Origin of the sequence: Ruegeria arenilitoris (assembly GCF_013035315.1) — a bacterium.
GTDB classification, from domain to species: domain Bacteria; phylum Pseudomonadota; class Alphaproteobacteria; order Rhodobacterales; family Rhodobacteraceae; genus Ruegeria; species Ruegeria arenilitoris_D.
In genome coordinates, this window is sequence record NZ_WQHP01000002.1 from 270257 (window position 1) to 291613 (window position 21357).

20 protein-coding genes are annotated in these 21357 nt (G+C 57.3%); 2 read left to right on the top strand and 18 right to left on the bottom strand.

Going from position 1 to position 21357, the window contains the following annotated elements; genetic code table 11:
- Nucleotides 1–55 precede the first annotated feature (55 nt).
- Both GOV53_RS05995 and GOV53_RS06000 read left to right on the top strand, forming a co-directional pair.
- On the top strand, nt 56–697 hold the full coding sequence (locus GOV53_RS05995; protein ID WP_367648757.1) for a GNAT family N-acetyltransferase: 642 nt from the start codon (nt 56–58) through the stop codon (nt 695–697).
- A 94-nt stretch (nt 698–791) separates the two neighbouring features.
- The gene (locus GOV53_RS06000) at nt 792–2561 is read left to right on the top strand and encodes a tetratricopeptide repeat protein (RefSeq protein WP_170464738.1); all 1770 of its coding nucleotides are present in this window, start codon (nt 792–794) and stop codon (nt 2559–2561) included.
- A 53-nt stretch (nt 2562–2614) separates the two neighbouring features.
- On the opposite strand, the gene GOV53_RS06005 is transcribed toward GOV53_RS06000, so the two are convergent.
- From GOV53_RS06005 to GOV53_RS06090, 18 genes are all read right to left on the bottom strand, one after another.
- Nucleotides 2615–3463: a pentapeptide repeat-containing protein gene (locus GOV53_RS06005; RefSeq protein WP_170464739.1), complete on the bottom strand. Its 849-nt coding sequence runs from the start codon at nt 3461–3463 to the stop codon at nt 2615–2617.
- A gap of 151 nt (nt 3464–3614) precedes the next feature.
- Nucleotides 3615–4910: a hypothetical protein gene (locus tag GOV53_RS06010; protein ID WP_170464740.1), complete on the bottom strand. Its 1296-nt coding sequence runs from the start codon at nt 4908–4910 to the stop codon at nt 3615–3617.
- Nucleotides 4910–6250 (bottom strand): TfuA-like protein, encoded by a 1341-nt coding sequence (locus GOV53_RS06015; RefSeq protein WP_170464741.1) that lies wholly within the window; start codon nt 6248–6250, stop codon nt 4910–4912. The genes GOV53_RS06010 and GOV53_RS06015 overlap by 1 nt, the downstream gene beginning before the upstream one ends.
- Nucleotides 6247–7452 (bottom strand): YcaO-like family protein, encoded by a 1206-nt coding sequence (locus tag GOV53_RS06020; protein WP_170464742.1) that lies wholly within the window; start codon nt 7450–7452, stop codon nt 6247–6249. The genes GOV53_RS06015 and GOV53_RS06020 overlap by 4 nt, the downstream gene beginning before the upstream one ends.
- Nucleotides 7453–7624: 172 nt before the next feature.
- Nucleotides 7625–8254, bottom strand: a complete 630-nt coding sequence (gene ureG, locus GOV53_RS06025; protein ID WP_170464743.1) for an urease accessory protein UreG — start codon at nt 8252–8254, stop codon at nt 7625–7627.
- On the bottom strand, nt 8251–8904 hold the full coding sequence (locus GOV53_RS06030) for an urease accessory protein UreF (protein WP_170464744.1): 654 nt from the start codon (nt 8902–8904) through the stop codon (nt 8251–8253). The genes ureG and GOV53_RS06030 overlap by 4 nt, the downstream gene beginning before the upstream one ends.
- Nucleotides 8888–9340 (bottom strand): urease accessory protein UreE, encoded by a 453-nt coding sequence (ureE, locus tag GOV53_RS06035; RefSeq protein ID WP_170464745.1) that lies wholly within the window; start codon nt 9338–9340, stop codon nt 8888–8890. Before ureE ends, GOV53_RS06030 begins: the two co-directional genes overlap by 17 nt.
- A 17-nt stretch (nt 9341–9357) precedes the next feature.
- Nucleotides 9358–11118 (bottom strand): urease subunit alpha, encoded by a 1761-nt coding sequence (ureC, locus tag GOV53_RS06040; RefSeq protein ID WP_170464746.1) that lies wholly within the window; start codon nt 11116–11118, stop codon nt 9358–9360.
- Complete coding sequence (locus tag GOV53_RS06045; RefSeq protein WP_170423505.1) at nt 11118–11423, bottom strand: urease subunit beta; 306 nt, start codon at nt 11421–11423, stop codon at nt 11118–11120. Before GOV53_RS06045 ends, ureC begins: the two co-directional genes overlap by 1 nt.
- Nucleotides 11420–11581: a peptidase M23 gene (locus GOV53_RS06050; protein ID WP_170464747.1), complete on the bottom strand. Its 162-nt coding sequence runs from the start codon at nt 11579–11581 to the stop codon at nt 11420–11422. Before GOV53_RS06050 ends, GOV53_RS06045 begins: the two co-directional genes overlap by 4 nt.
- Before the next feature lie 15 nt (nt 11582–11596).
- Complete coding sequence (locus tag GOV53_RS06055; RefSeq protein WP_170464748.1) at nt 11597–11899, bottom strand: urease subunit gamma; 303 nt, start codon at nt 11897–11899, stop codon at nt 11597–11599.
- A gap of 1 nt (nt 11900) precedes the next feature.
- A complete protein-coding gene (locus GOV53_RS06060; RefSeq protein WP_254439197.1) occupies nt 11901–12653 on the bottom strand; it encodes an urease accessory protein UreD in 753 nt (250 codons plus the stop codon).
- Between the two features lie 342 nt (nt 12654–12995).
- Nucleotides 12996–14045 (bottom strand): AI-2E family transporter, encoded by a 1050-nt coding sequence (locus GOV53_RS06065; RefSeq protein WP_170464749.1) that lies wholly within the window; start codon nt 14043–14045, stop codon nt 12996–12998.
- A 75-nt stretch (nt 14046–14120) separates the two neighbouring features.
- Nucleotides 14121–14906, bottom strand: coding sequence for a TIGR03084 family metal-binding protein (locus GOV53_RS06070; protein ID WP_170464750.1), 786 nt, complete (start codon nt 14904–14906; stop codon nt 14121–14123).
- 248 nt (nt 14907–15154) lie between these two features.
- Nucleotides 15155–17128 carry an acetyl/propionyl/methylcrotonyl-CoA carboxylase subunit alpha gene (locus GOV53_RS06075; protein ID WP_170464751.1) on the bottom strand — a complete coding sequence of 658 codons (1974 nt, stop codon included), beginning with the start codon at nt 17126–17128 and terminating at the stop codon, nt 15155–15157.
- A gap of 3 nt (nt 17129–17131) precedes the next feature.
- Nucleotides 17132–17926: an enoyl-CoA hydratase/isomerase family protein gene (locus tag GOV53_RS06080; protein WP_170464752.1), complete on the bottom strand. Its 795-nt coding sequence runs from the start codon at nt 17924–17926 to the stop codon at nt 17132–17134.
- 2 nt (nt 17927–17928) lie between these two features.
- Entirely contained in the window at nt 17929–19548 is a 1620-nt protein-coding gene (locus GOV53_RS06085) for an acyl-CoA carboxylase subunit beta (RefSeq protein WP_170464753.1), read from the bottom strand.
- Nucleotides 19548–21332 (bottom strand): acyclic terpene utilization AtuA family protein, encoded by a 1785-nt coding sequence (locus GOV53_RS06090; protein WP_170464754.1) that lies wholly within the window; start codon nt 21330–21332, stop codon nt 19548–19550. Before GOV53_RS06090 ends, GOV53_RS06085 begins: the two co-directional genes overlap by 1 nt.
- Between the last annotated feature and the right edge of the window lie 25 nt (nt 21333–21357).

Here is a 21357-nt window from a genome sequence, read left to right on the forward strand (position 1 = left end):
TTGTGCTAGGGTCCGACAAGATTTTAATGATTTCTTTCAAAGGTAGAATTTTCAGGTGACCGGCGACACAAAATGCACGTTCAAGCTGCGTCCGATGGAGCGGTCTGATCTGGACTCAGTTCTGCCGTGGTTTCAGGATGTTGAAGACCTTGCTCGATTTGACCGAACCACGCGCGTACCGCTCAATCAGGCTCATGCAGAGAGCTGGTGGAAAGATGCATTCGCTGCGCCGGATGCCAGCCGCCAGTGTTGGTTTGTGATAGAAACCCTCGCCGGTGACACCATCGGACTAGCCGGGCTCGACTCAATATCAAACATTAATCGCGATGCTGTGGTCGCAGTTTTCGTTGACAAGGCCACGCGCAGATCCGGCGTGGGAATTCGTGCGGCCGCCTTGTTGATGGATTTGGGATTTCGGCAATTGGGACTGAACAGAATTACGTCATACTACCGCGCAGACAATCACAACAGCCGGGATCTGGTCGCAAAGATCGGATGCCAGATAGAAGGTACGATGCGGCAGGCATGGTTCGCCGAGGGACAGTTTCATGACATGGTTGTCGTGGGCATCCTGCGGGACGACTGGATGGTGCATCGTGAGGTGTTGGGGCAGGAGCTGGACGCAAAAACCGTTGTCTCGCTGGGCCCAACTGATTGTACCGCGTGGTCATGGCCGCCAAAGATCGCAGACAATTGATCTATATGAATAACAAGGGTCTCGGTCGTCAAAAGCGATTTTTGCTATATGTTGAATGCACGTCTGACCTGAGTCCGAAAGAAGAGTATCGCTTGTGAATACGACTGTTCCCAACTTTCCGATCACCCAGAGGCTGGGCGCAGTCTTGTTCGCGGATGTCGTCGGATACTCACGGCTGATGAGTGAAAATGAGTTGGATACCTACAACGCATTAAAATCCCTTATTTCTTTGCTGGAGACATCATGTGCAAAGTATCAAGGGCGCGTGGTTGAGGTGCGTGGCGACGGCATTCTGGCACTGTTCGAAACCGCCACCAGCGCGGTAGAGTTTGGTGTCGAATTGCACCAGATCGCCAGTGATCACAACAAAACACGAGCGCAGGATCAGCGAATCAAATTCCGGGCTGGGGTTCACTTGGGAGAGATTCTGATCGATGAGCGTGGAATCCATGGCGACAACGTGAACATCGCGGCCCGGTTGCAAGAGATTGCTGAGCCTGAACGGGTCTATGTCAGTTCGGCGGTCTATGATCAGGTCTGTAACCGCTTGCGGTACGGGTACGAATTTCTGGGGCCAAAACAGCTCAAGAATATTCTGAACCCCGTTTCTATCTATTGCGTGCGCAGCGAAGTTGCTGGCGCAACTATGGCCGGAACGATGCGCCCTGATATTCAGGGGGATATTCTGGAACGTCCGGACACACCGTCCGTGGCGGTCTTACCCTTCAGCAGCAGCGGTGGCGACGAATCCGACAGTTGGATCGCCGAAGGCTTGACCGACGACATTATCATGAACCTGTCCAAGTTCCGGAACTTGTTTGTCATTGCCCGAAACTCGTCATTTTTCTTCAAGACCCAGGCGATGCCTCCAAAAGAGGCCGCACAGAAACTGAATGTGCGCTACGTCGCACGCGGCAGCGTGAGGCGCTCGGCCAGCCGCATTCGCATTTCGGCGGAGCTTGTCGACGCCAACACTGAACGCACCATTTGGGGCGAGCGGTTTGATCGCAAGATTGATGATATTTTCGACATTCTTGACGAGGTGACGGAGTGTATCGTCGCAGCCACGGCCGTGATGATCGAGTCGCACGAAAAACAACGGATGATCCAATCCATTCCGTCCGACTTGGAAGCCTATGGGTCGGTTTTGCAAGGCCAGCATCATATCTTCAAATACACGCGCAACGATAACCGCAAAGCGCAGAACTTTTACCAATCCGCCCTTGATCGGGATGAAGGATATGCACGCGCCGCAGCCGCATTGTCACGTACGCTGAACATCGACTGGCGATATTCCTGGGCCGAGGATCCGTCACAGGCTTTGGACAAAGCGCTCACACTGGCGCAGCGCGCGATTGAACTGGACCCAACCGATGCGCGGGGTTTCGGAGAATTGGGTTATGTGCATCTGTACCGCAAAGAACACGATGCGGCGATTCAATCCTATGAACGTGCGCTGGCCCTGAACCCCAATGATGCGGATATGCATTCGGATTACGCGGATGCGCTCGCTCATTCCGGTGACAATGAAACCGCGATTACGCATCTTCAGCAGGCGATGCGGCTGAACCCGTATTTCCCGGATCAATACCTGTGGCATCTGGGCGGGGCCTATTACAATCTCAGGCGGTATGAAGACGTGATTGAGACCGTCAACAAGATGAACAACCCGACCGAAGGGCAGCGCATGCTGGCGGCCAGCTATGCTCAGCTGGGCAAAACGGATATGGCAAGCCTGATCCGGGAAAAACACCGTGAAGCGCATCCGAATTTTTCGCTAGACAGGTGGGCGACTATTCAACCGGATCGGTTGGAAGAAGACACCCAGCACTTTGTCGAAGGTCTGAAAAAGGCCGGGTTCTGACGACGAAAGGGCACCCCTGCGGGTGCCCCAGTGGGATAATCTCGCAATTGGCCTCAATCGCCGCCGCGCACCTTTGCACCGCTGACTTTTGCGCCACTTACTTTGGCACCGCTGACTTTGGCTCCAGAGACTTTCGCACCGCTGACCTTGGCGCCTGAGACTTTCGCGCCGCTGATCGCCGGGCTGTCGAAGCCGAAATAGATGTCCAGCAAGACTTGTTCGAACTGTCCTGTCAGCACATCCATGCGGATAGTGTAGTCGGCCTTATCGTAATCCCAAACGCGAATATCGTCGGCGACCTGATAGTCCGCCGCGGCGACGCCGCTTTTTGAGGGTTCCAGCGGGGACCGCGCCATTGCGCCAGAGTCCGCGGCCGCCTTTTCGCCCTTGCCGTGAACCAGGAAGAGACATGGCTCGGGCAGTTCAAAATATGTGCCCTCGTAAGCAAAACCGTAAATTCTGGCCAACTGAGAGTCGTCTCCAAACTGATCACCCAAGAAATTGTTGTTGCCCTTGCCTTTCCGGCGTTTACCTTTTTTTACAAACTCTTGATGGACGAGTTCGTCATTTTTCTGGCGCCAGTACGTTTTGCCCAGTTCATTACCTCTACGAACAAAAACGAACTGGTTGTGCTTTATCGTTGCGCGGCTATCCAGCTTCAGTGTGTTGTTGTCGTCTACCACGGAATAAATACCCGAAACAGAGGTTGATCCGGTTACCACGAGGGCCAAGTCCCCATCTTTGACTTTCACGCCATCGATCTTGTCGTCGGCAATCGGGGGCACCGACGCACCAGAAACTTCCGTGGCGACGTGAACCTTCACGGTCTCCAGTATTTCAATGTCGTGAATCAAACGTCCAAACAACAACACTTCTGAAAAACTGAGCAAGGATTCAGACATACCATTTTCTCCCAATTACGGGATCGACGAAGCCAGATTCCTCATCTACCCCTCAAATCAAACTCGAACTGAAAACTCGAGCAAATGAACTTCAAAAATCACCCCCAGATTGCATGCCACAAAACCGCTTCAAAATAAAGGATTTTGCATCTCAATCTGGGGTCTGCGTACGGACTGAGTTCGAATGGCTGTCTTCATCCGGGTCGGGCAGGCGAGGGCCGGCGGTTGTCAGGCCAATATCGCGCATGCGGAAGTTGCCTTCGATGATGTTGCGAAAGGCTCCACCGGTGATTTCCTGGTCGACTGTCAGCAGGGCTTTTTCCACACCGAAATAGCTGAGCATATCGGCATCCAATCGCTCCCACGTATCGGCCAGATAGGTGCCCAGAAAATCGCGCGCCTCTAGCAAAGCGATCCGGAAACCGTCAGGGTTTTCTGCGTAACGCGCGTCGAAGATTCCCTGCATTACGGTGCTGTAATCCGGCGAGTCTTCCAATCGATCTGACAGGTCCTCTTCTTCGGGCGAAATCAGGCCATGCAACAGCAGACGCTCGTGATAAATATCCACGAAAATGTCGAACATCGCGCCAGTCAAAGGTTCGGACAGGTCATGTTCGCTGGACCATCCGGCGGCGAACTCTGACAGAGAACGGGTATTCGCGGCTATGCGGATTTGGGCGTTTTCCGACAGTTCTGCAAAACGGTTCAGGCGGTTGAACGTATAGAGGTTGCCCCGTGTATTCTCGAGCAACGCATCAACGACTGAACCGAAATGCAAAGAAGCCAGCAGGGCGACCATGTCAGAGGCGGACTCGTGAAACCCATAATACTCTCCACCTGCGTCCCCGTCCGAGGGCATTCCGATTACGCTGTAGATAATGGCATGACCGATCTCATGGGCCACGACATCAAAGTTCAGGCTGTAGGGGCGGTATTCGTCGCCATATTCATGCGTGCCACCGGTTTCGAGAAACCCCCAGCCGATATGCGCGTTGTCCAGGCTGGGAAGCAAAGAAAGCTCTAACCGTTCGAAATCTCGCGCGAAATGCCAGGGGATAGGGCGGTCGAAATATCCCTGCCAGACATCCATGGTGAAATGAGCTGACCCGAACAGATGGGCGGCTTCGAATGATGGATCATCGGGGGCGATGTGAAAGAAGTTTCCAAACTCATCTGGCATGGCCGGGGGTTGAATGTACCCATCCCAAGGCGGCAGATACATGCCCGGGCCGCCAGGGCCAGGTACAATGGCACCATAGGGCGTGGTTTTCCCAACAGGATTTACGGTGTACATGCGCGGTCCGGACGGACCGGGCCCGATACTCCCCTGGGGGGCCGAGATCTCGACGAGTTCTGGCTGCGCGCCCGGTTCCAGAAACGGAGATTGCGGATAGAGCAGGAACCGCGTGCCCGGTTCTTCTTGTTCCATGTTTTCGGGTATGTTCATCACTCAACCTCCCGGGGCCGCGCAGGTGTCGTCTGATCTTGGGCAAGAGACGAATTGGCCTCCGTTTGGCAATACAGGAACTCGGCCTCAATCAAGTCACACAGAGCCGCACGGTCGGACAAACCCAATGAAACTGCATAAGCGTCCAGATTGTCAGGGATTTGCCGACCCAGACGGGTTTCAAAGTACCACAAAATCATCCGCAATTGTTCCGCGCCTGACCGATTTTCTTTCTCAACAGCTGCTTTGGCATGGGCCCGATCCTTGAGTTTGGTATAGAGGTCGGTGCGTCTTAGCTCTGCCAGCAATGGTCCGTTCAACTGGCCTGCACGGGATGCAACGATTGCTTCGATACGCGCGGCGTCGGCCAGAATACCCTCATAACTCGTTGGGCTCAGATCGTTTAATTCCAGCCACTCCAGCAAGTGGGTTTTATGCGACAACCCGGCGCGGGATCTGTGGTCTGCCATGTGCCGGATCAGGGTATCGCGGTCCGGTTTTTGGGCCTGCGCGATGGCTTCTTCTTCGGCGATGATGCTAAGCACGGCGCGAGTACGCAGATCTGCATAGAGCTCGGGATTTAGCCTGAGCTCATCTATGACCGGATGGTTTTGAACCTCGTCTCTGTCCACGCGATCGCAGAGTTGTTTCCACATCAATGTCCGTTCGGTGCGCATCGCTGATCTCGGTGTATGGGTCGCCTGCGATAAGCAGTCGGCCATTTGCACCAGCATTTCACGGGCGTCATTCGCCTTGGCGTCGATTTGGCCTTCGGGAAGCCAATCAACAAACTTGGCAATGCCGGGAAGGGTACCTAGGTCCTGGCTGATATCTTTCCATGTACGCTGCCGATAGTGCCGTTCCTTAGCGTGCGTCAGAATTTCAGCGGCGTTTTTGGGCGACAAAATACCAATGTTTTCAGCATGTTTGACGGTCGCTCGGATCGAGACCATGGGCGTGCTTAGTGGTTGGAAGCCAAGTTCTGCGGGGCTGTGTAACACCGCAACCTCGTCGTCATCCTGCAAGGTTCCGTTCAGGTAATCTTCGAAGATACCGCCAACGCCGATCATCCCGAAGTCAGCCAATTCTGCCGCACGCAGAGCACCCATACTGGCGCTGCCGAAAACCGGAATGCCTTGCTCGATCGCCCAGAGAATTTCTTTGTGCCAGACGGATGGTACGCCGTCGAAAAACCCGTCGATGATCCCGATCGCTGCCGGCTTGTCCCGCGCCGCGCGATACACATCGCCCTGTTGAACGGGAGGCAAAATAGTGGCGTCCAAAATTGCTTTGACGTCGTCAGAGGGCAGGGTAGGGCCAACAAAAACAACGGCTGTCATGCGACCTCACCCCTGATCCGCAGGGCCCTGCTGCCGGGAACATAGTCGGAGTCGTCATGCGGTGCTTCGAGGCCAGGAATGATGGCCCGCACCACAGCAAGGTCGTATTCGTCCCGCGACAGGTCCACTATCACGACTTGCTGAAGGCCGATATCATTCAACTTGCTCAGCAAAAGCGTAAGGTCTTCATCGAATGATTTGGTTGAGTAGGTGGGACAATCCTGAAACCGATCTGTCGGGTCGGCTTGGTCAATCAGATTGCGGACATATCGGCCCCGCTCGGTTTGCGCCTTGTCCGTGAATTCGGCCGGGTCCAGGTCATCCCGCGCACCTGAGATGTAGGTTAGTCGAGTTTGTGCCGCCTCGGTCACGGCGCGCAGCAAGGCGATGGCGCGATCCGGGTGGCAGCCATCTCCGATACCGATATGGCCGGGACGCCCTCCGGTCTCGCAGATCACGCAGCGAAAACTGGCGATCCCGATGTCAGAGGTCGTGTTCCAAATCCCGATTTCCAAATCTGCGGAAGTGATCATTTCGATGGCTTCTTGGCATCGAGGGTCGTCCACCGTAGCGGAGTCGACCCTTGTTGCAGCGGCTTTGTGTGACCACAGGGTCGTCGCGTCCCTTTCAATCAACTCGCAAATCGCGTGGCAACTGGCCTCTGCCAGGCTGTTGCCCGACGCCAGACCATTTGTCGTTCTGGGGAACGCCCGCTGGCCGCCAATTGGCGGCGCAGTGTAGTCTGTGTCGACCATCTCTAGCGGAGCCCAACAGGCGCGTTGGGCATTTAGGTCGAGCCCTTCGACCCAAAGCATGGTGCCCTGCGGATCGAACTGAGCCCCCGTTACGCGCGGCAGGCGATCCACATCCACCACGTCCGCATCGCTGACCAGGTCCGCATATCGAGCCAACCGTTGAGGCAGTCGCACCCGCTCTGCATGCCAGGCCTCAACCGCCTCCATCACGCCTGACGCTTGGGCGGCTTGCACCGAAAGACCTTTGCCAAGGGACACGGCAACTGACCGGGAGTTTGGGCGCGAGACCATCACGGTCGGCAAGCCGATCCGATCGAGACCTGTCAAATTGGCAATCCGGGTGATCCCCATATCCCGAAGATATGGCTGCACGATGCTCAGAGTTTGCCCGGGCTCGCGAAGACGGTGGGTATCATGCAGGTATTTCTTAATTGAATCGTCGGTCATGCCATCGACTTTACGAAAACAAACGTGCCCTTGGGCGCAAAAATAATCTATGTGAAATCAGATTGGTGGATGAACTCTGACAGGTCAACCTAATGTGGGTTTGTCAGAGCTCATCCGATAAATTTAACATAAGACAGATTACACGACTTAATTCTATTTTTAGCGCGCTGTATTAAACCCGCTCGGAGGTTCTTAGCCCTCCAATCTGAACAACATGTTCGACGATCGCATCGACACCCTTTCTGTGGCGAAGCGCGCAGAACAGAAACGGTCGCCCTTTACGCATATGTTCGGCGTCGCATTGCATGACATCCAGGGACGCTCCGACATGCGGGGCAAGATCGGTTTTGTTGATGATCAGGATGTCGGACTTGGTGATCGCCGGCCCACCTTTTCGCGGTATTTCTTCACCCGCGGCGACGTCGATGACGTATATCGTCAGGTCCGCCAATTCCGGGCTGAATGTGGCTGATAAGTTGTCGCCGCCGCTTTCGATCAGGACAACATCCAAATCGGGGTGCCGCGCCTGCATCTCTGCGACTGCCGCAAGATTGATAGAGGCATCTTCCCGGATCGCTGTGTGAGGGCAGCCGCCGGTTTCCACCCCAATAATCCGGTTCTGAGGCAATATCTGCATCCGCATCAGCGCTTCGGCGTCTTCCTGAGTGTATATGTCGTTAGTAATAACACCGATCGAACAGACATCGCGCAGGACTTCTGCCAAGGCCGCAGTCAATGTGGTTTTGCCCGCACCTACAGGGCCACCAATTCCAACGCGCAAAGGGCCATTCATTTTTGTCATGTCCGAAAAATCCTCGAATATTGTGTTTCGTGGGTCATGGATGCGATGTCCGACAGAAAAGCGGTTGAGCTGAGCTCTTCCAGACCCAAGTGTTGTGTGTCTTCGGCAAGGCGATCACACAGCGCTGTCAGATCGCGTATCAGCTTTTGGGCGTCAGTCTGGCCCAGTGGCACAAGGCGCGTTGCACATGCGACAAGGTTGCTGGCGAAAGCCTGCAGAAACATCTTTGTCGTCAGGATCAGTGGAATGCTCTTGAGGCGTGCAGCGCGTCCGACGGCAACCGGATAGGTCAGTTGGTCAAAGTCCAGGTCCCACACTTCCGCCGTCACAGAGCTAAAGGCCTGCCCCAACAGATGCGCTTCCATCAGCCGTTCGGACGAGGCGCAAAACGCCCGCGCCGTGGCGTCTACAGTGTTCAGTTCCTCCGAGTCTTTTGCCTTGAAAGCGGCCGCAAGGAGCAACGCGTCATTCCACCCTGCCCCGTTCTCCAATACGTCCGCGATCCACGCTTTGGTGTCCTGAGCCGAAGCAACTGCGCCGACCTCAATCGCGGCTTCTAAGCCGTGAGAATAGGCGAAGCCGCCAACCGGGTAGGCTGGGGACAACCACTGGGTCAGCGTTAGGATATCGGCGTCAGTGGGTGTGGCCATGAGTCCGGCCATGGCCATATGCGCCGCCTTCTGGTGTGAATGGCTCGACCACTTCGTCAATCTCAGCGCCGAGCTTTTGCAGCATGTCGCGGATAACATGGTTGCGTTGGATCAAAAGGCGACCCTCCTCGATCTGACAGGGGGTGTGGCGGTTGCCGATATGCCAAGCCAGTCGCAAAAGGTTGTCGCCGCGAACCGCCAGCAACTCTTCGGGCGCGGCGATGATTTCGATCTTGCGGCCGTCCTCCAGAACCAGAACGCCACCATGGTCCAGAGATTTGGTTTGAGCCAGATCGACAAGGAAAGCCTCACCATCATCGGTGGCCAGCATCTTGCGGCGTAGGAAGCGGCCATCATAATCCAGAGAAACCTGCGCATGGGCCTGTGCGTGATGGTGATCTTGATAGATGCGGGCGGTTTTTATTGCGGTTGTCATCGGGGCCTCGTGTGTTTTCAGAACATGAAATAGCGCTGCGCCATCGACAGAACTTCGGCTGGCTGACAGGTCAGCAATTCGCCGTCGGCACGCACTTCGTAGGTTTCGGGATCAACCTCGACCTCAGGCGTCGCATCGTTCAGCAGCAAGTCTCGCTTGCCGATATTGCGGGTGTTTTGCACGGCGACGGTCTGTTTCGCCAAGCCCAGTGTATCACCAATCCCATCAGCCTGCGCGGCAGCCGAGACAAATGTGATCGCCGAATGCTCGACCGAGCGGCCATGCGCTCCGAACATCGGGCGGCTGTAGACCGGCTGCGGTGTCGGGATCGAGGCGTTCGGATCACCCATCTGGGCGCAAGCGATTGTGCCGCCCAGCAGAACCATCTCGGGCTTTACACCGAAGAACGCCGGGTTCCACAGGACGAGGTCAGCGCGTTTGCCTTCCTCGATACTGCCAATCTCATGGCTGAGGCCATGCGCGATGGCCGGGTTGATCGTATATTTCGCAATATAGCGGCGGACACGCATATTGTCGTTCTCGCCGGTTTCCTCAGACAAGCGACCGCGTTGTTTCTTCATTTTGTCCGCGGTTTGCCAGGTTCGGATCAGCACCTCTCCGACCCGGCCCATGGCCTGACTGTCGGACGCGATGATCGAGAATGCGCCCATGTCGTGCAGGATGTCTTCGGCCGCGATGGTCTCGCGCCGGATGCGGCTCTCGGCAAAGGCCACGTCCTCGGGGATGGATTTGTCGAGGTGATGGCAGACCATCAACATATCCAGATGCTCCTCGACCGTATTCACAGTGAAGGGCCGCGTCGGATTGGTCGATGATGGCAGCACGTGGTTCTCACCGCAGATCTTGATGATGTCCGGCGCATGGCCCCCGCCCGCGCCTTCGGTGTGGAAGGCGTGGATTGTGCGGCCTTTCATGGCCGCGACGGTGTTTTCCACAAAACCGGATTCGTTGAGCGTGTCGGTGTGGATCATCACTTGAACGTCCATCGCATCGGCCACCGAAAGGCAGCAGTCGATGGCGGCAGGCGTGGTGCCCCAATCCTCGTGCAGTTTCAGCGCACATGCGCCAGCTTTGACCTGTTCTTCCAGCGCGGCGGGCAGCGAGGCGTTGCCTTTACCTGCAAAGGCCAGGTTCATCGGGAACGCATCTGCCGCCTGCAACATCCGCCCGATATGCCATGGGCCGGGGGTACATGTGGTGGCCAATGTGCCATGTGCCGGACCAGTGCCGCCACCCAGCATGGTGGTCAGGCCGGAATGCAGCGCGTCTTCGATCTGTTGCGGGCAGATGAAATGGATATGGCTGTCAAATCCGCCTGCGGTCAGAATGCGCCCCTCGCCCGCGATGGCCTCGGTGCCAGGACCGATGATGATGTCCACGCCAGGTTGTGTGTCCGGGTTCCCGGCTTTCCCGATCTTTGCAATACGCCCGTCCTTCAGGCCGACATCGGCTTTGTAGATGCCCGAGTGGTCCACGATCAGCGCATTGGTGATAACCGTATCGACGGCACCCTCCGCGCGCGTGACCTGAGACTGACCCATCCCATCACGGATCACCTTGCCGCCGCCGAACTTGACCTCTTCGCCATAGAGCCGCGCGTTGTCGCCGATTCCCCCGGTCGCCGCGGCGCCCGCGCGTTCGGCGGCCAGGTCGCGTTCGACCTCGATCACCAGATCGGTATCGGCCAGCCGCAGCTTGTCACCAGTCGTAGGCCCAAACATGGCCGCATAGTCCGCACGGTTGATCGTTGCTGGCATCAGAGCGCCCCCATGACCTTTTGATTGAAGCCGTAAATCCGACGTGCTCCGCTGATCGGGATCAGGGTCACCTCACGCGCCTGCCCCGGCTCGAACCTCACAGCTGTGCCGGGGGCGATGTCCAACCGCATCCCGTGCGCGGCGCTACGGTCAAAATCCAGCGCGGGGTTTGTTTCGGCGAAGTGATAATGTGATCCAACCTGTACAGGGCGGTCGCCTGTATTCGCCACCATCAGCACAACGGTCTTAGCGCCGGAGTTCAGCGTGATCTCGCCATCCGCCGGAAAGAGTTCTCCCGGGATCATTTGTTCAGTTTTGTAATCAGCGCGACAGCAACCAGCGCGACAACAGCCAGACCGACGCCCAAAGTGGCGTAGTCGGTGCCATGTGCGTGGATATGGGTTCCGTTATGAGCTGCCGCAGGACCGGCAAGGATCAGGGCGGGAAAGAGCATTCGGGTCATTTCTGTTTTCCTTTTTCAGCGAATTGGATTGTGGACGGTCACAAGCTTCGTTCCGTCGGGAAAAGTGGCCTCGACTTGAACCTCGTGGATCATCTCTGGCACGCCTTGCATGCATTGGTCGCGGGTGATCACTTCGGCCCCAGCCTGCATCATGTCTGCGACCGAGCGTCCGTCTCGCGCGCCTTCGACCACGGCGTCCGTGATCAAAGCGATCGCTTCGGGGTGGTTTAGCTTGACGCCGCGCGCCAGCCTCTTGCGGGCAACCTCGGCGGCCATTGCGATGAGAAGCTTGTCTTTTTCACGAGGGGTAAGGTTCATGTCATAGCATCCAGCATCGGGGGAGCGTGTCTGTGTTCAACCGGCGCAGAACCGGCAATAGGTTGCGGCGCAGGGCAAAGCCGTTATCCGCCAGAATGCGGATTACCATAAGGTCGTCGTGGATCAGGCTGGCCCCGGCAGTTTCCGGAAGGCCTTGGCGAATGGCGTCCAGATGTGCCCCAGCTGACGCCGAGGCGAAGACAACCAGCGCCATCGCGCCTGCCCCGTTGGCTATGTGCGGACGCGCGAGATGGCTGTGAAAATCACCGGAAAAACGCATCGTATCCAGAAAAACCGGCACGCCCTGGCGGTGGATCTCAATACGGTCGCGCAGGCGGATTTTGGTCAACGTTTCACCCATCGCAGCGCGCCCGAAGATCAGGGGTTCAACCATCAGCATTTGTGCCTCTGGTGCCAATTCGATCTTCAATCGACGATCCAGCGCACTGCCGTTGAACAGGATGGTCTCTTGCGGCAACCAGTTCAGCCGTGCATTGGGTTCAACGGTCAGATGATTGACGATCTGACCGAATTCTTCAGGTTGGGCTTTGTAGGCACGTTCGCAAGCTTGCGTTGTCAGCGTCAGCGTGGTGCTCGATGCTGCCTTGCCGGTAAAACGGAAACTGTCTCCACCTGTCACGCCTCCCGCGGTGTTCAGCAGTACGGCGTCAAGGCCCGCGGAACTCGGTTGCGGGAACAGGCACTTGAAAGACCCGGATTGCCGCAGGGTGTCCAAAACTGTCCGGGAACCCAATTGCTTGGCGCTAAGACTGACCGCCCCTGTCGCCCGAGGCGGCGCTGAGGTTGTGGCGGGCAGTATGGTTGCGAATTGAGTGATGGCGCACCTGTGGGACGTGGTTTGCTGCTATGTTTTCCCTTTCGCGGCAGCGGACACTATGGTGCGACGGGCAACCGGCCAGATTTCCTTGTTCGTCGACTAAATTTACGGCACCTCGCAGTGCAATGGTGAAAAAATAGGCGAAAAACCCACACAACGGTGCCGCGCTTGCCTGAAAACCGCTCATTTCGCACAAAATTGAGCCTGAGCTAGGCAGCTATTCACTTTTCAGCATTTCGGTCAAACTAGATGACCCGATCAATCCAGTTCGCCACTTTCCGACATCAAAATTGCCAGCGGCCGCGTTGATTGGATTTGCGACAGGATGATCATCACTACAGCGGTCAAGGGGATCGCCAGAATGGTACCGGCCAACCCCCACATAGCTGTCCAGATTGTCAGTGAGAACAACACCATGAAGCCGCTCAGGTTCACTGAGTTTCCGACCAAACGGGGCTCGAGAATGTTCCCCACAAAAAGCTGAGCCGCCATCAGCGCCACAAAGGCAACTCCAGCATGCCACAAGCCCCCAAATTGAACGAGGCTGAGCATCACCGGGAACAGGACCCCAAGGATTGAGCCCAGGTACGGGATGTAGTTCAACAACCCGATCAGGATGGCCCAGAACAGGGCAAACTCGATCCCCAATAGCAGCATGATCACGAATGAGATCAGCGCAAGGATGACATTGATCAGCGTCTTGGCGCTGAGGTAGCTGCCGATTTTCTGGTTGATCTGTGCGACGATCTTGAGGGACCGGTCTGACGTTTCGGCATCACCAAATGCCTTCCGAACCTTTTCCGGCATATCGTCGAGGTCGGTCAGAATGAAGATGATGTAGAGGATTGTCATCATCATGACTGTTCCGAAACCCTGAACTGTGGAAAGCGTTCCCTGCAAAAATCCCAGGAAGTCAAACTTTCCTGACAGCGTCTGTTCGATCGTGGACCAATCCGGCAGTTTTTTGACCCCCAAAATGGACATGCCGGATTCAATCAGCGCGTTCAGGTTCGTCTTGTAGCGTGGGATGTTCTGCGCGACAGCCTGCGCATTTGCTTCGAGAAAAACGCCCATCAGCACAAACAGCAGGAAAATCGCGAGCAGGGCCAGCAAGCGCCTCCCGCGGCGCGGAATCTTCCGCAGACCCGGGACTCTTCCGATTGTAGAGGCTGTCGAATCCAGAATGTAGATACCGATGATGCCCAACAGCACCGGCAACAACAGGCTTTTCCCGATAATCAATATCCAGCCAAAAATGACCGCCACGATCAGGCCAGCCGCCAGTTTTGTTACGTTGAACTGAAGCATGGTGTCGCCTTGTTTTGCTTTTCTGTGCCCGGTTTGCCCCTTGCATTCAACCAGCAATCCTATCTTTGTGGCAACTTACGCTATATGGCGGCTGCCGGGTTCAGGGGGTGTTTCCCGCCCTCCAGCGAAACACTGCGCGATCGACATCCATTCGGTCGCGATCGGCCCTTCGACCCGAAGCGAGGTATCCGCGATGTTTCGCGTTTGCGCAGAAACCTGCGCAAACTCAACCGCTGATCCCGTGATACGATTGTCACCCGGCTCGCCAAACTCCCAAACGGCCCCGGACGGTGCGGTCAGCTCCAAATGAGGCATTGCGTCTGGTATCGACTTTCCATTGACCTGATAAGCCCAGCCAAATGTGTTGACGCCCAGGATGACGACATTTTTGATCCGGTCCTGTTCGACCCGTTCAACGCCTAGAATGTCGAACACCTCTTGCCCGTGTGCCCATGTCTCCATCTGGCGAGCGGTGATTGACGAGCGTACAGACATATCCGGCCCGGCCCATTTTACCCTATGCTTGGGATCCAGATCGGCCCAGCGTGATCCAATTTCAGTGTAGAGCGCCCGCCATTCATCGCGCAGCTCATCTCTGCGCAGAGTAATTGCCTCGTTTTCCGCTTTGCGCAGCCCCTCGGCCTTGGCTTTGGTGAACAAGGCACCGATGCGCGCCGTAAAAGCCTCGGGGTCTTGCAGAGACAGGTCAGCCATCTGGTTCCAGTAATGCAGGTGCACAAGGACGTCGTTCAATGTCCACCCTTTAAACTGCGTGGCCGTTTCCCATTGGTCGCCCGTTACGTTGGCCAAGATGGCATACAGCGCCTCGCTCTCGTCCAGAAAGTCCTTTGCCTGTTGCACCGCTTATTCCTCCAACGTTGCGTTCGGCCGTTCGATTGCGGCCAGATAGATTTCTTTAAAGTCCCGTACCACCACCGCCACCGAGGTTGCCTCGTCCATCAGGCCGCCCCCTGCCCGATCCAGTATGGGGTCAGTTGTTTGACCCTTATGCCGCCCGCCCGCGATACAGCCGCTGCGACGTATCGGCAGTGGCCGGGCGCAATGAGTGGGAACTCGATACCAAACCTTTGGCATAGATCCGAGTTCATCTAGCTCTCATCGATCTCGATCATTACAGCTCCCATCGTAAGTTGCTGACCAGCAGACACATGAACGGCGCTGACGACCCCGTCCACAGCGGCCGTGATCTGGTGCTGCATCTTCATAGCTTCAAGCACGGCAAGACGCTCGCCTTTGGTCACCACCTGGCCGGGCTTCGCGGCCACTTCGATCAGCAGGCCTGGCATGGGGGCGATCACGCGTCCTCCGGCTTGGTCTGTTTCCCCACTCCGACCGGGGCGGAGGCGACTGAAGGCCAAACGCCGCGCGCCTATGGCGAGTTGGACCGTGTCATCACGGACCCGTGCAACGACCTCGACAGTCTGGTCGTTGATCTGCGCGCGAATTTTCCCGTTGTGGCATTTTGGAAGACTGATCTCGAACTTGTGGTCCTCAATCCAGACAGTCCAGCCGCCGGGGTGTGCGTTGGCGCGTGCCTTCGTCTGAACCTCTCCGCAGAGCAAATTTGCAGTCATCGGCGGCAAAGCGGCGCTGGACCAGCCGAGCTGATCCGGCGAAACATATCCGGCCATTGCCTTGGCATGCTCCTTGTCAGCCTCCAACAGCAACGCGAGCGCCAAAGCGACATCGCAGTCCTGGGCCGGCGCGGAAGGAAAGCCGTCGGGATAGGTCTGATCCAGAAAGTCAGTCGTTGCCTCCCCTGCCGCGAAAGTCTGATGTGCAAGCACATCGGCCAAAAACTCAGAATTCGTGACTGTCCCCAAAAGCTCCGTTTCCTTCACAGCCTTGATCAGCCTGTTTCGGGCCGTTTCGCGGTCCGGTCCATGCGCGATGATCTTTGCGAGCATGGGGTCGTAGAAAGGTGAGACCTCCTGCCCCGACTGAACCCCTGCATCCACGCGCACGCCCGGGCCGGTGGCAGGTTGCCACAAATCGACAGGGCCGGTTGCCGGTAGATACCCGTTGCTGGGGTCCTCGGCATAAAGGCGGACCTCAATGGCATGACCATCAAGCGATACGTCTTCTTGTGAGATGGGCAGGGCATTGCCCTGTGCGATAGAGATCTGCAGCGCCACAAGGTCAAGGCCGGTGATCATTTCGGTCACCGGATGTTCAACCTGAAGGCGGGTGTTCATTTCCAGGAAATAGAAGGCGCCGGATGGCTCCAGCAGGAACTCGACGGTGCCGGCCCCGCGATAGTTGACCGCGCGGGCCGCCTCAATCGCCACCGCGCCCATTCTTGCGCGCATTTCTGGTGACAGCGTCGGGCACGGGGCTTCTTCTACCACCTTTTGATGGCGGCGCTGGACCGAGCAATCCCGTTCGCCTAAGTGAATGATGTTGCCCTGCCTATCCGCGAAGACCTGCAGCTCGACATGGCGTGCGTTGGAGATGGCTTTTTCCAGTATCAAAGCGCCCGAACCGAAGGCGTTTTCAGCCTCGGATCGCGCCAGGACAATTGCCTGAGGCAGAGCCAACGCATCCGAGACCAGACGCATCCCACGCCCACCGCCGCCCGCGGCGGCCTTGACCATAAGGGGAAACCCTATTTTGCCTGCCTCTGCGACAAGGACTGCGTCGGACTGATCCGCGCCCTCATACCCAGGCACGCAGGGCACGTTTGCGGCGACCATCAGGCGTTTTGCATCGGCTTTGTCGCCCATCAAGCGAATAGCTTCGGAATCGGGACCGATAAAGATCAGACCGGCGGCCTCAACGGCTGCGACGAACTCGGCGTTTTCAGACAGAAAGCCATAGCCGGGATGGATTGCCCCTGCCCCGGCTTCCAGAGCTGCGGCGATGATCCGGTCACCATTCAAATAGCTGTCGCCAGCAGGCCCCTCGCCGATCCAGACGGTTACGTCCGCCAGCGCAACGTGCGGTGCCAGGGCGTCAGCGGTCGTGTAAACCGCTATGGTGCGCAGACCCATGGACCGGGCTGTCCGCAGGATACGCACAGCAATTTCACCACGGTTGGCAATCAAAACTGTGTCAAATGCCATTGGTCATCCCCCTGCCCAATTGGGTTTTCGTTTCTGAAAAAAGGCCGACATCCCCTCACGCGCTTCGTCCGACAACATGCGATCGGCAAAGCTTTCCGCCGCCTCTTGCCGTTGTTCCTCGCGGTTTTGGTAGGGCATCTGGATCAATTGTCGTTTGATCGCTGACATGGCTTGTGGCGCAGCGTCCAAAACACTGTTCTGGACGTCCGCCAGGGCACAGTCCATGTCTCTGGTGGCAGTGATCTGATCCGCCAGACCCAATCCCAAAGCATCCTTCGCGTCGATCATTGCCCCGCTCAGTATCAAGCGCCGGGCGGCGGGCAATCCGATCCGGGCCACCACAAACGGAGCGATTTGCGCCGGCGTCAGACCGATGCGGGTTTCCGACAGGCCAAAGCGGGCCCCTTCACTGGCGATGACCATATCGCCCGTGCAGACCATCCCGAAGCCACCGGCCATGGCCGCGCCTTCGACGACCATGACCGTGAATTGCGGCAGTGCTGCCATGGCATCAAAAAGGTCGGCGGCCTGCAGGCTTAGTCGGATGAAATCCTGCCGCGATGCACCGCCTTGCACGCCGGATTTGAAAGCTTTCAAATCGCCACCGGCGCAAAACCATCCACCACGTCCACGGAATGTGACGCCCTGGATCGGCGCGTTTTGAAGCGCGGCGCACAGTTCCAGCAAGGCGTGTACGCGTTCTTGGGTCAGCGGGTTGCGTTTTTCCGGGTCGTTGAACCATACGGTCAGCCATCGACCCGTAAGCTCAAGGTCCAGATACGGCGAAGTTGGCAGCATGATCAGAACCTGTGAACGCCGTAAGAGGAGGGTTTGACCTTACGCGCGCGGGCCTCAAGGCAAGTTTCAAGGCAAAAGCCCAACACGCGGCGGGTGTCGCGTGGGTCGATGACTCCGTGATCAATGCACCGGCCCGAGGTGTAAAACGCGTTTTCTTGCCGGGTGAAATGTGCCGTGATCCCGGCTTTCTGCGCTGCCAGCGTCTTTTCGTCCGGTTCGATCCCTTTGCGTTTGAATCCCGCGCGCGCCACCATTTCCATCGTTCCAGCCGCCTGTTCGCCACCCATCACACCGGTTGCGGCGTTGGGCCATGCGAACAGGAAATCAGGATCATAGGCATAACCGCACATGCCATAGTTTCCGGCCCCGAAACTGGCCCCGATATAGAGCGTGATTTTGGGCACATCGACCGAGGTCACAGCCTGGATCATCTTGGCGCCATGTTTGATCATGCCGCCCTGCTCATACTGAGTGCCGACCATGAAGCCCGTGATATTGTTGAGGAAGATCAACGGAAGGTCGGCTTGCCCGCATAGCTGAATGAATTGCGAAGCCTTGTTGGCCCCTGCCGGGTCCAAGGGTCCATTGTTGCCAATAATGCCCACAGCAATCCCGTTGATTGCGGCCTGCAGGCAGACAGTGGCCGAGCCGTAGTCCGGTTTGAAATCGTCGAAGTCCGAACCGTCCACGATACGCGCGACAACCTCGCGCACGTCATAGGGAATGCGGTAATCAATCGGCACAATGCCCGCGATTTCCTCCACGTCGTACTTTGGTGGCTGTATCTCAAGACTACGGCGCTGCTGCAGAGATTTGTTCCAGTCCAATCGCGCCATCACACTTCGCGCCATTTCGATGCCATGAGCATCGTCCTCGGCCAGATAGTCCACAAGACCCGAGGTCGTCGCGTGCATCTCTGATCCACCCAGATCGCGATCATTGGCCTTTTCGCCCGTCGCCGCGTAGACCAATGCAGCCCCGGCCAGTGCGGCCATGCCGTTTTGCTTGACCCCGACCACATAGTCGGCCAGGCCCGGCATATAAGCACCACCAGCAGTCGACGGTCCGTGCAGCACCGCGAGGTTGGGCAAGCCAGCGGCCGAATGGCGGGCCAGATTGCGAAACAGCTTGCCGCCATTGGCCCAGAACTCGACCTTGTACTCCATAAGGTTTGCCCCGGCGCTTTCCACCAGATGCACAAAGGGCAGGTTTTGTTTCAGGGCCATGTCTTGGGCGCTCAGGAAAGCGACGCCGGACATTTCAACCATGGCGCCTGCCTTGATACCTGCGTCATCAACGATGATCATGCAGCGCACACCCGAGATGAAGCCGATCCCAATGATCAGCGAGGCACCCGGCACCGACTTTGCCGGGTCATCCGTATCGACGCAAAAACCTGCCAGACCATGCAGTTGCAAGAACGGCATGCCTGGGTCCAGCAGATGCGCCAAACGGTCACGAGGCGTGATCTGACCGCGCGCCTCCATCCGTTCGCGTCGTTTTTCTGACAGCGCAACGGGCCGTGCCTCTAGCGCGCGCATCTCATCGACGAGCGCCAGCATATCAGCCCGGTTCTTTGCAAAGGCCTCAGAGTCGCGGACAACCTGGCTGACAAAACCCATCAGAAATCTCCTTGCTCGGAATTTGCGATCAGTCCCGCCGGGACCTTGACTGGTGTGGCAAGCAGGATTTGGGCAAAGCTTTTACCCTGCGCGTCATTGCGCAGCGAAGCGACGCCGCCCCCGCCTAGAACTTCGTTCAGGACGATGTTCATCGCGTGCGTACCGGGCAGGTAGTACCGTTCGACGGAACCCGACAGAAAATCGGCAAAAACAGCTGACAACGTGTCCTCGGTCAATGCGGACCAGATATAGGGTAGGTAGGCTGGGCTACGCGCGATAACACCGATATTCGCTTTGTCACCTTTATCCCCGGATCTTGCCCAAGCCAGGTCTTCCAGCGGGCGTTCTTCCCAGTCCAACACACTCTGCTCGGCAGGTTTTGGGATATTGGCCCGGACAGGCGCGGGGTTTTGCGGGGCGACTGGTGGAGAGTTGTAGGGAATGTCCTTTCCATCGACGGCCACCCGGTAAGTCAGTATGGTTTCTGGAACCAAAAATGAGAACAGTGCCACCACCGGTGATGGCTTGGGGCGCCCGCCTCCGGTAAAGATGTGCATCCCCGGCGGCGTGGCCAGCGCGGCTCCGGTCAACTCTCGCAGGAACAGGCCCACGGCGCGGGGATCATCGTGCTTCACAGCCGCCTTGAACGAAATCTCTTCATAGTCCCCGTCGCCGGGCCGTCCACCGAACGCTTCGAACGAGACATCGCGGTAATCCGGCGCGCCCATCTGCTGCAGAACAGCGCGAGCGCGGTCCAGACCAGCTTGCGCAAAGACCTTTGCCTTTTGCCGGGCGTCGCGCCCATTGATCAGAAGGGTCAGACCCGCGCGGTATCCATCAGCCCAGGTCACAGACACTTTGAGCTGCCCGGTGGGCGCGCGCCCTTTCGCGCCCGTGACGCGTACCCGGTCAGGATCGGTTTGCTCGAGTTGAACGTTCGAAAAATCACAAATCACATCTGGCAGTGTATACGACTGCGGATCGCCGATCTCATAAAGCATCTGCTCGCAGACCGAAGCAGGTGTCACACAGCCTGTTGTGCCTTCGGGCTTGGTTAGAACAGCCGCGCCATCCGCGCTGATCTCGGCCACGGGGTATCCGATCAGGGCGATATCGCCCGCCATCTCCCAATCGGTGAAATTACCGCCTGTCGATTGCGGGCCGCATTCCAGTAGATGGCCAGCCAGAGACCCTGCGGCGAGCAGATCATATTGGTCATGCTGCCAGCCAAAGTGATACATGCACGCCGCCAACGTCAGCGCGCTGTCCACGCAGCGGCCCGTGATGACAATGTCCGCCCCGGCCTGTAGCGCAGCTACTATCGGGCCCGCGCCGATGTATGCGTTTATCGATGCGATTTTGTCTTCACTGGGCATTGGCGCGCCCGAAAACATCTCGGTTCGGTCAGCAAACTCGGCCACACGCGGCATCAGGTCATCGCCTTCGACGACGGCAATCTTCAAATCCAGTCCAAGTTCAGCGGACATCACGCGCAAGGCCTCGGCGCAGGCGCTTGGATTGACGCCACCTGCATTTGACAAGACCTTCACCCCAGCCTCGGCGATCCGGGTCAGGTTTTGGGCCATGACGTCAGAAACGAAGTCCGCCGCATACCCCTTTTGCGGATCCTTCAGGCGCGCGCGCGCCATGATAGACATCGTAATTTCAGCCAGGTAGTCGTAGACCAAGAAATCCAAGCCCGGCGTGCGCAGCAATTGCTGTGTGGCATGAGGGGCATCCCCCCAGAACCCGCTTGCTCCTCCGATCCGCAGAGGTTTCGTCACGCTACGTCTCTCCCATTTGGATCGC